This window comes from Novosphingobium sp. BF6 (assembly GCF_058273105.1).
Window position 1 is genome coordinate 365,447 of record NZ_CM177776.1, and the last position, 12,148, is coordinate 377,594.

8 protein-coding genes are annotated in these 12,148 nt (G+C 66.5%); 2 read left to right on the forward strand and 6 right to left on the reverse strand.

Annotation, left to right across the window (positions count from 1 at the left end; all coding sequences use genetic code 11):
• Window positions 1–70: 70 nt before the first annotated feature.
• Window positions 71–2,980: an ATP-binding protein gene (locus tag AC4D6D_RS17070; protein WP_491328260.1), complete on the reverse strand. Its 2,910-nt coding sequence runs from the start codon at window positions 2,978–2,980 to the stop codon at window positions 71–73.
• 451 nt (window positions 2,981–3,431) lie between these two features.
• Here AC4D6D_RS17070 and AC4D6D_RS17075 point away from each other — a divergent pair, with 451 nt between their 5' ends.
• Window positions 3,432–3,878 (forward strand): hypothetical protein, encoded by a 447-nt coding sequence (locus AC4D6D_RS17075; protein WP_491328261.1) that lies wholly within the window; start codon window positions 3,432–3,434, stop codon window positions 3,876–3,878.
• Between the two features lie 45 nt (window positions 3,879–3,923).
• Here the strand turns inward: AC4D6D_RS17075 and AC4D6D_RS17080 are convergent, their stop codons facing one another.
• From AC4D6D_RS17080 to AC4D6D_RS17100, 5 genes are all read right to left on the reverse strand, one after another.
• Window positions 3,924–4,883 carry a hypothetical protein gene (locus AC4D6D_RS17080; RefSeq protein ID WP_491328262.1) on the reverse strand — a complete coding sequence of 320 codons (960 nt, stop codon included), beginning with the start codon at window positions 4,881–4,883 and terminating at the stop codon, window positions 3,924–3,926.
• Complete coding sequence (locus AC4D6D_RS17085; RefSeq protein WP_491328263.1) at window positions 4,880–7,453, reverse strand: fimbria/pilus outer membrane usher protein; 2,574 nt, start codon at window positions 7,451–7,453, stop codon at window positions 4,880–4,882. The genes AC4D6D_RS17080 and AC4D6D_RS17085 overlap by 4 nt, the downstream gene beginning before the upstream one ends.
• 4 nt (window positions 7,454–7,457) lie before the next feature.
• On the reverse strand, window positions 7,458–8,228 hold the full coding sequence (locus AC4D6D_RS17090; RefSeq protein WP_147217823.1) for a molecular chaperone: 771 nt from the start codon (window positions 8,226–8,228) through the stop codon (window positions 7,458–7,460).
• Between the two features lie 57 nt (window positions 8,229–8,285).
• Window positions 8,286–8,900, reverse strand: a complete 615-nt coding sequence (locus AC4D6D_RS17095; RefSeq protein WP_147217825.1) for a hypothetical protein — start codon at window positions 8,898–8,900, stop codon at window positions 8,286–8,288.
• 156 nt (window positions 8,901–9,056) lie between these two features.
• The gene (locus AC4D6D_RS17100; RefSeq protein ID WP_491328264.1) at window positions 9,057–9,668 is read right to left on the reverse strand and encodes a hypothetical protein; all 612 of its coding nucleotides are present in this window, start codon (window positions 9,666–9,668) and stop codon (window positions 9,057–9,059) included.
• Window positions 9,669–10,291: 623 nt separating this feature from the next.
• Between AC4D6D_RS17100 and AC4D6D_RS17105 the strand changes: the two genes are divergently transcribed.
• The gene (locus tag AC4D6D_RS17105; RefSeq protein WP_491328265.1) at window positions 10,292–12,121 is read left to right on the forward strand and encodes a PAS domain-containing sensor histidine kinase; all 1,830 of its coding nucleotides are present in this window, start codon (window positions 10,292–10,294) and stop codon (window positions 12,119–12,121) included.
• The last annotated feature ends 27 nt before the right edge of the window (window positions 12,122–12,148 follow it).

Consider the following 12,148-nt stretch of genomic DNA (forward strand, 5'->3'; position numbering starts at 1 on the left):
GCGTCATCGCAACCGGCGCAGGCGGGCGCGGCCTCTACCGAAGAGGTTGTGAAATTGGGTGGACTGAGAGTTACATTTGGTTTCGCGAGGCGGTCTCGGCGCCGGATGTCATATCCTTGCGCAGCTCTTCCAGCACGGCATCCGCGCGGCGGAGATCGCTGGTGTCGAAGCCTTCGGTAAAGGCCGCGCGCAGGGTTGTCAGCCGCCCCAGCGCTTCGCCGCCCCGCCCCCGCGCGGCGAGCAAGGGCACCATATCGAGCATGATCCACAACTCCCAGGCCAGCGCGCCCTGACGGCGGCTCCATGCCAGAGCTTCCTCCAGCAGCGCGAGGGCTTGTCCGGCCTCTTCCGCAGATCCTTCGGCAAGGATCGCCGCTTTGATCCGCAGCAGATTGGGGGTGTAGATATGCTCGCCATTGGCCGCACAGCGCGCAAGGGCGGCATCGATCCTTTCGCGCGCCTCTTCGCGCCGTCCGGCCCGGATCAGCGCCAAAGTCAGGGTGGAGGAGAAGGAGGTCGTCAACAGATCGTAGCGCAAGGCTTGCAATCGCATCAGGCTATCGCCCACCCCGTCCAGCGCCGCGCGCCAATCGCCTTTCCGCAAGGCCTGATTGCCGCGCAGGCCGCCCACGGCAGCGATATAGGGCGCGAAGGCATTGCGCCGCGCCGCCGTTTCGAACGTGTCGAGCGTGACCGCCGCACGGGCGAGGTCGCCCGTCGCGATATGGATCGGCAGCGCCCAGATCAGCGCGATGCAATGAGTCGTCGGATGATCCAGCCGCTCCGCTTCCCGCACCGCCTCTTCCGCCAACAGGCGCGCCCGGTCGGCATGGCCGAGCAGCCAGAACGTGCGCGCCAGGGCGATGATCGAACGGTTGCGATGATCGAAACCGTAGTGGATCGTGCGCCACCGTTCGGACGGCAGGGAAAGCCGCACCGCCCGCTCCAGATGTTCGCGCGCCAGCTTCTGGTCGCCGCCGAGATGATGCGATATGCCCGACAGCGAGGCAGCAACCGCGCTCGCCTCCGGATCGTCGAGCGTCGCGGCCACCGCCAGCGCCATCTCAGCCCATTCGTGGGCGACGGCATAGTCGCCGATGCGCTCGTGGAAGATATGCAACCGCCCGAGCAGGCGCAGCTGCCGCCGTGCGTCGCCCAGCGAGACCGCTATCGCCAGGGCCCGCCGCAGCGCCGTTTCCACGGCATCGCTGTTGCCGCGCGTGAACATGAGCGTGAGCCCCAGCGTGGCCTGAAGCTCGTACTCTTCCGGGGTTCCGGTCGTGTCGCCGTCCAGCAGCGCGAGCCCGCGGGCGCACCAGTCCCGGCTTTCCGCCAGCAGCGACATTTCAAGGAAGATCGGCGCACTGACGGCACTGAGCCGCAAGGCCTGCTCCGGATCCTCGCCGTTGTCGAAACAGGTGGCCAGCGCGCTGCGGATATTGCCGATCTGGCCGACGATGCGGATGCGGCCGCGGGAATAGCTGCCGTCTTCCGCGCGAATGTCTTCCAGCAGCGCCAGATAGAAGGCGGCATGACGGCGTGCGGCGGCGCCAGCCTCGCCGGAACCGCGCCCACGCAGCTTGTCCTGCGCATGGGCGCGAGTCATTTCCAGCAGCCGATAGGCATTCGGTCCGCCGCCGCGATCGGCCGCAACCAGCGACTTGGCGATCAGCGCATCGAGCGCCATGGCCACGGCCGGCGCATCGAGATCGTCCCCCGCCACGACCGCCAGCGCCGCCTCCAGCGAGAACGGTCCGAGGAACACCGAGAGGCGCTCGATCGTCCGCCGCTCGGTCTCGGACAGGAGATCGTAGCTCCAGTCGAGCGTCGCCTGGAGCGTCTGCTGCCGCGCGACGGCCGTGCGCCGCCCCGTCCAGCCAAGACTGAAACGCGCGCCCAGCATCCGCGCGGTCGCCTCCAGCCCGTGCACGGCGGCGCGTGCTGCGGTCAGTTCGATGGGCAGGGCCATGCCGTCGAGCCGGGCGCAGAGATCGGCGATCCCCCGCACCGCCTCCCGGTCGACACGAAACCCGCTGTTCGCCGCCACGGCCCGCTCGACGAACAGTTCGACGGCGGGAAAGGCCGCCAGTTGCTCCGGCCCCAAGGCATCCGCCCGGTCCCCCGGATAGGCCAGCGCGCCGAGCCAGTGAACCTGCTCGCCGACGATCCGCAGCGGCTCCCGGCTGGTTGCCAGAATGCGCACCTCGGGCGCGGCCTCGCCGATCCGCTCCGCCGTATTGGAGACCGCGTCGATCAGGTGCTCACAATTGTCGAGGACCAGCAGCAGCCGCTGGTCGCGCAAGTGGCCAAGCACGACGACCAGCGGATCTTCCGCCTGTACGGGAATGCCCAAGGCTTCGGCGATCGCCGAAGGCACGAGTTCTGACCGTTCCAGCGCGCCGAGATCGACGAAGTGGACCCGGCCCGAAAACGCCCCCAGCACCCGGTGCCCCACTTCCACCGCCAGCGTCGTCTTGCCGACTCCCGCCGCACCGACGATGGCGCAGAGCTTGTGTTCGCCGAGCAGTGCGATCAGGAAATCCACATCCGCGTCACGCCCCAGCAGGCGGCGCATTCTGCCCGGCAGCGGAGGGGCGGATTGCGGGCGCGCCATCGTCCCGGCGCGCGGCTGCGCCGTCACCTCGCGTCCGGCCCGAGGAGAAATCCGGGCGACGAAAGCATAGCCGACACCGACCTGGGTGCTGATGTAGCGCGCACCGTCCACGCCTTCGCCAAGCGTCTTGCGCAGCGCCGCCATGTGAAACCGCAAGCTGCCATCCTCGACGACGACATCGGGCCAGACCCGGCGCAGCAGATCGCGCTTGCCGACGACCGCCCCGGCCCGTTCGACGAGCGCCGTCAGCAGATCGAGCGAGCGCCCGCCGATCTCGACCGGTACGCCGTCTCGGGTAAGCAGGCGTTCGCCCGCATGGAGGACGAAAGGCCCGAACGCCGCGCGAAGAGATGAAGGTGAAGGCATGTCCTCCACAGATTGCCGCCTTTCCCCTGACATCCGCGTCTTTTCGTCGAGCGTGCCGCGACGTCCTATCATATTTCGGTATGTGTTGCGCACCGAGGCAAGGCGCGCATCGCCATGCCGGACGGCGGCACCGCACCGATCACGCCCGCCGGGATGAGAAATGCCGCAGTCCGCGCGGGGCGATATCGGGAAACTCCAGCAGCGGCGTCCCGCTGGGCATGGCATCGATCGCGGCAAGGGCCGGTCAGCGACTGGCAAATTCTACAGCCGGTCGCGGCCGAACAGACGGGTCTGAATAGGCAACCATGCCATGACCGGGCCGTTAGGGAGATGTCCCAGGCGACCGTGAATTAAGTGATAACACCGGGTTTAGCGCCCATTAACTATGGTATTATACGGTAGTTTCAGTCCGGACAGCGATAGTCGGTTTCATCAGGAGGATCGTATGTCGATGTCTGGAATGAAGCGTTACGCACTGCCGCTGGCCTTGGTCCTCATGCCGACCGCGCTGCTGCTGCCGACGACCGCTGCCACCGCCTATGACGGGGCCTCCATCGCCGTGTCCGGTCGCGTACCGACGGTCTGCCGCGTCACCATGGCCGCCGCGCCCGCACATGCAATCCAAGCAGGCGCCAACGACCTCGGCACGATCCACGAGCTTTGCAACAGTCTGGCGGGCTATACCGTGACGCTGAACCATCCGGCCGGGCTGGTCGATGCCTGGGTCGAAGTCGGCGGCGTTCCCGTACCCCTCGCCTCGGACCGGACCCATACCGTCATCGTCGACAACCGCGCGCCGGCCTTCCGCGAACGGCAGCTGCGGCTGATCCTGAACCAAGCGCCTTCGCAGGACATGAACCTCAGCCTCGAAGCCGAACCCAAGGGCGAGGTGTTCTAGAGCAGTTTCCGAGTCATCGGGTGATCCACCCGGTTAGAAAATGCTCTAAGGCCGGACCGAGGAGCAGCCCTCGCCGCCCGAGAGACCCAGGCGCGGCGAGAATGTCAGCGTGATGACATCGGCATACTGGCCTGCCGGAAGGCGTTGCAGGTCCTTGCCCGCCAGCTCCACCTGTACGCCGTGGTTCCGTCCGCCGGGCGCGGGAGTCTGGCTGCAGGCGATCATCGACCGGTCGGACACCGGAAAGCCCGAAACCTTGAGCGCATAGGGCAGTGCGGCCTCGTCGCCGTCGAAGCGTTTCAGGGCGCCGCGCTCCTCGGCCACGCGAATCTCGTAAGGCACCGTGGACTGCGCGGTCACCGTCAGCCCGCGCGTGAGATTGCCGCCCGAACCGTCGACATCGCCGAAATCGATGCGACCGCGCTGGATGCCCATCGATCCCACGAACGTGGCGATACGCTCCGGCACCGTCAGGTCGACCGCGACCTGGCTGCCGAGCTGCATGCCGCGATCCAGTTCGTCCCGCCCGGCCAGGCACACGAAGCGCAGCTCGAGCGGCTGGTAGTAGTTCCCGGCGACGATCCCCTGCCCTGCCGGAACCTGGATGCGGAACGTCTCGTTGACATTGTCGCCCCCGGCACCGGGCGAGAACTGGACCAGCGCGCCGTTCGTCGCATTCGGCTGCTCCGCGCCGGAGACCAGCACCATGCGGCCCGTATCGCGGACCCAGCGAATGTCGTAGCGGACCGAGCTGTTGCGCCCCAGAGCGGCACCGCGGTTGATCGCCCCCGGATTGGCGAGGACGAGGCGCACGGCGGTCACCCGCGGGTCCAGCCGCCGGACGTGAATGGTGAAGGCACGCTCGATCTCGGCCCGGTCGAACGGGTCGTAGTCCAGCGTAAGTTCGCTGGCGGAAGCGCGGAAATCGGCGCAGTTGGCTTTGGCGGCCTGCGGCAGGGCCAAGGCGACGACGCCGCAGGTCAGGAGCGTGGCGGCGATCTTCATGGGGTTCCCTCCGGCTTCAGTGCACCGCCGCGCTGCAAGGCGGCCTGCGTTGTCGTCACGTCGATCAGGTAGACGAGCTTGCCCGCGTCGGTCGGCATTTCGATGCGCCATTGGCCCGCGCGCAGGCCCTGTACCGCGAAGTGACCGGAGCGGTTGGTGAACATCTGCACCGGCGCATGGTCCGGCACCGCCACTTCGAAGGCGCTGCCGCCCACGAGTTCGAGCGGGGCACCGTCGGGCTTCAGCAGCTGCCCGGTATACGTGACGAAGTAATCGGAACCGATCGTGACGAGATAGCCTGCACGATAGGGCGGCCGGACCTGGACGATGCCGGTGCCGATATCGTAGCCCGAGGGCGCCTCGGGCACGTCGTAAGTCAGGAGGCGCGGCGAATAGGAAGTCAGCTGCGGCATCACCGCGCCGCCGAACAGGCCGGATTTCGCCATGTACTCGTTCTTGCGCGGATCGATGTAGACAGCCTTGCCTTCCAGCGAGGCATGGGACTTCAGAATCGCGAAACTGTCGTAGATCGGGCGCGACAGCGCGAGGCTGCCCCCGGCATAGGCCAGCGAGAAGGCCGCCCGCAGCGAGGTGCGCTGGTCGATGATGGCGCCGCCGTTCGAGAACGCGGTATTGTGCGCCGCGCCCAGTTCCGCGCGGTTGGTCAGCACGTTGACGGCGGCGTTGACGCCCACCGAATCCTCGACCCGGTCGACATTGGCCGAGGCGTTGTACGACCCCACTCCGGTGCCGCTAGAGCGCTGGTAGCTGACACGGGCGCGCTCGCGCTGGGTATCGAGATCGGTGGTGACGCTGGAGCTGCGGTCGAAGCGGTAGATCAGCGAGATTCGCGCGCCTGGCCCGGAATTGCGCTCGCTGCGGCGATAGGACGCTTCCGCCGTCAGCAGCAGTCGCGGATTGGGCCGCCATCCATAAGTGGCACGGGCGGTGGACTGGTCCCGCCTGCCGCCGCGCCCGATCGAATGGAAGCCGTCGAGGCTGAAATAGTGATCGGCGCCGAGCGACTGGGAATACGTCGCGCCAATGTCCAGAGCGTAAGGATTGCTGGCGGAAAGACTGTCCGGCAGCGCGAAGTTCCGGCTCGTCGCCTGGACCGAGGCGGTCAGCGAGCGGGCATTGCTGCCACTGCCCACGCGCGAAAGCTCGTAGCCGATGTTCACCGCATAACCCTGCCCCACATCGACATTGTGCGATCCGGCAAGATTGAAAGCCAGGGTGCCGATCGGCGAGGCCCAGACCACTTCGGCCCCGCCCACGCCGCCCCGGCGCTGGGCCTGGAAGTTGGCGCCCACCGTCAGTTCCTCGGTCAGGCCGCGGCGATAGAAGCCCGATGCGACCGGCGCCCCGCTGTAATGGCGGCCGCCTGTGCGGAACGGTGCCTTGACGCCGCCGTAGAACCCGAACTCGCTCAATCCGGCAGCCAGCAGCGTGCGGTCGAAATTGATCGAGAAGGCGATCACGTTTTCCCGCCCGCTGTCGTCGCGCACGACCAGCCGCACGTCATTGGCGCCCTGCGCGAAGGGGAAATCGCCGATGTCGTAAGTGCCGGGGTTGAGCCGCGTCACCTGCACCGACTGTCCGTTGACGATGGTTTCGACCGTCGAGGCGCGGGTAAGGGTGAAGGATCGCTGTCCGCGCGGCTGGATGTTGCGCTGCGGATCGAGGTCCGCATAGACGCGCGAAAGCGAAAGCCCCGCCATCGGGCTCGATCCGGAGAACCCGCGCGAGACCGGCTCGAGGTCGCCGGCGGTGTAGCGGGCGGTGCGCCGCTCGTCGTCATAGACGATGCGCGTGCCCTCGCGCCGGAACCTGTCCTGGATGCTGCCTTCGTTTTCCAGCACCAGTCCCCGCACCCGCACCGCGCTGTCGAAGACTACGTTGGGCGTGACGAAGCCGGTGCCGGCCCCCTTGTGCACGTAGTCGCTGTTGACGAAGGCCGTGAAATAGGCGGACAGGTCGGCGGGCGTCTGGACCGGCCCTGCGACGGGATCGTACCCCCCCATGACCCGGATCGACTGGCGCTGGCGCAAGGCAGGGTCCAGCGTCATCGTCAGGCCGAGGCTGGCCTGATCGTAAGCCAGCGTCACGCCCAGCGCTGCAAGCTCGGTGGTGGCTATATCGGGCCTGCCGTCCACCGCTTCGGCGATCCGCGACCAGGCCTCGGCGGACAGGACGCCGCGCAAGAGGGCCAGGAATTCGGCGGTATCGACCAGGATACGATCGTCGGCCGCCAGAGTGTAGGACACTTCGCCAAGCACGAAACCATTGTCGGTCAGCGGACCGCCCATCGGAATGTCGCGCCCGGTGCTGTTGAGGCGAGCCTGCCGATGCCCGGACGCCGTGGGCGGTGTCTCCCAGGCGGGTGTCGGCATCACGTCCCAGACCGGCACCGGCAAAATCGCCGCGGTCATGCCGCGAAAGGGTGCGGTATGCGTTACCAGACGTGCAGGCGCACTCGTCCGCGCGTGCGCGGCCAGCGAGCCGAACGGCGTCAGTCCCGGTGCAAGGCCTGCCAGGCCGAGAAGATAGAGAGCGCGGCGATCCGGCACGGCGTCATTTGCTTCCGGCCGAATTCAGCTCGACCGACAGCGTGCCGGAGGCTTCGGGGAGTTCGACATTGATCGGGAAAATCCGACTGGCCTTCGAGGGCACGAGACCAAGGCCCATGCTTTCGCGGATTTCCTCCGGTTCGAAAGTCTTGCGATAGGCCTCGGAACCGTCGGCGCGGCGCTCGATCACGGTCATCCGGTTGGTGGCGACGTAGCCGTAGCTGGTGCCGTCGTTGGCGACCGTCAGGATCGGCTGCGGCTTTCCGGCGGCATCGGTGCCGACCTTGGCCTCGACCACTTTCAGCGCGGGCGCTTCGCCGTTGGTCCCGACGCTGACGAGGACCTTGAAACGGTGCAAGACCTGGATCGCATTCTGGCTTTCCGGCATGGCGACCGGTAGCTGGGCGATGGTCACGTAGAAATGGCGGCTTTCGCCTTCCAGCGGCTGGCCGATCCACTGCACGCGAAACGCCTGCGACTGGTTGCCCGCAAGCGTGGCCTGGCTGGGGAATACGAGGACATCGTCGCTCTCCACATCCTCCGCCTCGCGCAGTTCGCCGTCCACGACGCGAACGGGGTGGACCGTCACTTCCACCGGCACGGTGTCCGGGAAGGTGTTCTGCAGGGTGACGACGGCCGAAGTGCGGCGCCCCGCCGTTTGCAGGTCGACCACGACGGGCTGGACGTTCAGCGCCAGACTGGGACCGGTGGTTGCCAGCAGGGCAAGCCACGACAGCAACGGACGCAGGACGCGCCGGGCAGGATGCGGGATCATGGAAGTCTTCTCGGAAAGAAGCCGGGGGCAGGCGCGAAGGCCCGCCCCCGGACGACATCAGGCAGCCGGGGTCAGCTCGATCGAGACGTAACCCGAGTAGGTGCCGGCAGCCAGCCGACGATCGGTCAGCGACGACCAGTTGGTGGCGGTGCGGTTGGAACCGTTCGAGGTGGCGACGGCGGCGCCCTGGTTGGCGGCCTTCACGAACTGGACGCGCGTGGCGGCCGAGCTCAGGCTGTCGTGGCCGCCGAAGCGCTGGGCAACGGTCGAACCGCCGTCGGTCGAGGTCGAGTCAAGCGCCAGACCGTTGATCGAGGTGTCGAGGTTGTAGCGGATGAACTGGGCGAAATCGCCCTGTGCCAGGCCGTTGCCGCTCGCGCCCTGGAGGGCGAGAACCGCACGCTCGACCTTCACGTTGCTGCCGCCGTTGTTGCAGAAGGCGACGACGCGGGCGTCGGTCAACTTCTGGGCGATTTCCTCGGTGACGGTCGAACGGATCTTGGCATTGGCGTCGGTCAGGTCACCGAGCGAGATCGACGAAGCCTGCGAGGAGATACCGCACTTGCTGTCGACCTGGGCATTGATGTCGATGCTGGTGGTGGCGGCCTGGGCCGAACCGGCGGCAAGGGCGAAAACGGCTGCCGCAGTGGCGGCGAGGATCGAACGCTTCATATTCAGCTCCTAGGGTACATTTGGCGCAGGAACGCGCCGGAGGATTGAAGACCGCTTTCGCGGGTCTTGCGACGTGCACCGGCTACCGGGACAGGTGGCCGATGATTGAGCGACGCGCCGACCCAACGCCCCGCCCTTCATGCTGGAGGACTGCAGTTATGCGCGTGGTCCAACCACCAGAATGAGAGTATCCTTGTAATGCCCCGCCGCGAGGCGGGGTTGGGCGGAGGCCTGCGCCGCCCAGTCGATCGAAATCACCGCATTGCGGCCCACGCTGATGCCCGCACCGGACCGAAGGCCCCGACCGGGCATCAGCGTGGCGAAGGCACAGCGGCCGCCGTCGGCCATCTCGTCGGAAATGCAGGGTGCGCTGCGAACGATGCCCCGATCGGTATTGAGCGCCAACGAGACCCGGTAGCGCTTGCTGAACGAAAAGCCGGAGCCGTCGTCGGCGGCATCCACGTTCGTCAACGCGCCGCGCTGCGAGGTGACGCCGAGTGCATAGGGCGTGTTGCAATCGAGACCGATCGCGAGGGAGAAGTTTGCGGCACTTTCCAGATCGCGCGGCGCCGTAATGCCGGCAGGAGCGCCGGAGGCGAAACCGCAGCGCTCCTTGATCCGCGCGACGACATCGATCGCCACCGAATCCGTGGCGGCCCGAACCGGCCCCGCTCCAGAAAGGAGCAGCGCCCATGAAAGCGCGAGCAGCAAGGCGCTGCGGACCCTGAAGACGGCATGCGACAGCCGCCACAAACGATCGAACATCATTAAGCCCCCCGCTTAATGCATGACCGGCGCGATCAGCCTCCTGCCGCTCGCAACTGGACGCCCCGCACCGGGCGCGGTCGAGGACTTAGGAAGGCTTAATAGGTGAAGCAATCATAAAATATTCGCTAACGGTTAGATTGCCCGTTTTGGGACATTTTTACGGCCAAAAGCCTTCTTCATCATTTATTGCAATCGTTTTGATTCGTCGAAAATCTGGGATTCTTCCCATTAATAGAGGTTCGCGCCCCAACGCACATTCAGTCCAATTCCGTGCAGATTGTTGTTAGCTAACGAAGTGATTTAACCGATCGCCTCTCTTTGCGGGTCCTTCCGGCCGGATTCGGACCGTTTCGATTCGCAGATTCGTCATCACCAGCGGGATGGCCTCTGACCGGATGACGCGCGCCCTCGCCGGGGAGCGCCCCCAACCAGCGTATAGTTCCGCCGCTGCACGATACCCGGCATAACCGTCGATAGTGTCGGCCATGAACGTTTCCGCTCGCATGCGGTGCGATCGCCGGTCCGGCACAGTTCAAAGGATGCGGCGATATTGCCGAGGCATCCGTGGATTTGGTCGGGTGCGTTTTGTCAGGATCACAGGGAAGTTGAGAGGCAGGCCGCTCATGCGATCGGATCGATCGATCTGTCTGGCCGCGCTGATTTCCGGCCTGACCGTCCTTGCTCTCGACATCTTCAGTCCATTGCAAGGCGCGGTCGCGGTCCTCTACACCTCGACCGTCCTGATCGCTTCCTGGTCGAACAGGCGCGCCGCCACGGTCATGGCCGGAATCGCGTGCAGCGTCCTGACCTTCATCGGCTTCCTGTACAGCCATTGGGCCGCCCCCTTCGGATCGCCCGCCATGCGGCTGGGCGTCTCGCTGTTCGCCATCTGCATGATAACGATGCTGTCGGTCCGCCATCGCTCGGCACGCGATACGCTGGCCGAGCAGGCCAGAATGCTCGAATTGACCCACGATACCGTCGTGGTGCGGGGACCGGACGATACGATCCAGTACTGGAACGAAGGGGCGGAGCAGCTCTACGGCTGGACCCGAGCGGAAGCTCTGGGGCAATCCGCGCGGCAGCTTCTGCAAACCCAGGCCACCGGCGATCCCAAGACCGTGATCGACATGGTGGGAAGCTGGTCGGGCGAGATCAGCCGGGTCCGCAAGGACGGGCGCCGCATCCTCCTCGAAAGCCGCTGGCTCGCCCGCCTCGACCATCTCGGCCGCGAGACCGGCATTTTCGAGACCAGCGCGGATGTCACCCAGCAGCGCGCCGAGGCCGCCGCCCGGCGCCAGTCCGAAGAGCGCTACCATACGATCTTCCACGCGGCCGGCCTGCCCATGCTGGAAATCGACCTCTCCGCCGCCCGCGCGACGATGGCGCAGGCCGGGACCGTCGATATCGAAGTCATCAACCGGGTCGCGGCCAAGGCCACCGTCAGGGATGCCAACGATGCGGCCGTGCAGTTGTTCGGAGTTGCCCGGGCCCAAGGCCTGATCGGTCACTCGCTCCTGCGCTTCCACACACCGGCGGCCGAACAGTCTCTCGGCCGCCTGCTCCGCGCGCTGGCGGCGGGGCAGCGCGATATCGAGGAAGAAGCGCAGTTCCTGACCGAGACCGGCGCGCTCGTCGATGTCGTGCTCCGCCTCACCCTGCTGGAGGACGACGACAGCTGGAGCCGCCTGCTGATGCTGGCGGTCAACGTCACCGAACGCAATCGCCTGCACCGCCGCATGGCACAAGCTCAGAGCGAACTGACCGAAGTCAATCGCGCCACCACGCTCGGCCAGGTCGCGGCTTTCATCGCCCACGAGATCAACCAGCCGCTGACCGCGATCACCGCCTTCGCCAGTTCCGGCAAGCGCTGGCTTGCGCGCGAGGCACCCGATGCCGTCGAAGTGGCGGACTGCCTGAACAAGATCGCGCTGAGCGGCACCCGCGCGGCGGATGTCGTGGCCAGAGTCCGCCGGCTGTTCCGAAAGGGCGAATCCGAGCAGACCGAACTCGACGTGCAGACCCTGATTCGGGAGACCGCCGGTCTGCTGGACCTGGAACTGCGCGAAAGTGCGGTCACGCTCCACCTCAGCGCCGCGCCCGATCTTCCCCGCATCACCGGCGACCGCATCCTGTTGCAGCAAGTGTTGGTCAACCTGATCCTCAATGCGCGCAAGGCTATCTCCCAAGCGCCCGAGAGCCCCCGCGACGTGTGGATCGACGCCTTCCGCCAGGGCGACATGGTCACGGTGGAAGTCGCCGACAGCGGAACCGGACTGCTCAGCGATCCGCGCGAGATATTCGAACCGTTCTTCAGCAGCCGGGACGACGGCATGGGTATCGGCCTGGCGATCAGCCGGTCCATCGTCGAGCAGCACGGGGGCGCCATCGAGGCCGCGAACCGGGCTGAAGGAGGTGCGCGATTCCGCTTTTCGATCCCGGCCGCGACCTGACGCCCCGGCCGCCATGTTCAGACAATT

Coding starts and splice junctions, on each gene's coding strand:
- AC4D6D_RS17090 (WP_147217823.1), bottom strand. CDS start 8,228: ATGATCCCGCATCCTGCCCGGCGCGTCCTGCGTCCGTTGCTGTCGTGG.
- AC4D6D_RS17105 (WP_491328265.1), top strand. CDS start 10,292: ATGCGATCGGATCGATCGATCTGTCTGGCCGCGCTGATTTCCGGCCTG.
- AC4D6D_RS17100 (WP_491328264.1), bottom strand. CDS start 9,668: ATGATGTTCGATCGTTTGTGGCGGCTGTCGCATGCCGTCTTCAGGGTC.
- AC4D6D_RS17095 (WP_147217825.1), bottom strand. CDS start 8,900: ATGAAGCGTTCGATCCTCGCCGCCACTGCGGCAGCCGTTTTCGCCCTT.
- AC4D6D_RS17080 (WP_491328262.1), bottom strand. CDS start 4,883: ATGAAGATCGCCGCCACGCTCCTGACCTGCGGCGTCGTCGCCTTGGCC.
- AC4D6D_RS17075 (WP_491328261.1), top strand. CDS start 3,432: ATGTCTGGAATGAAGCGTTACGCACTGCCGCTGGCCTTGGTCCTCATG.
- AC4D6D_RS17070 (WP_491328260.1), bottom strand. CDS start 2,980: ATGCCTTCACCTTCATCTCTTCGCGCGGCGTTCGGGCCTTTCGTCCTC.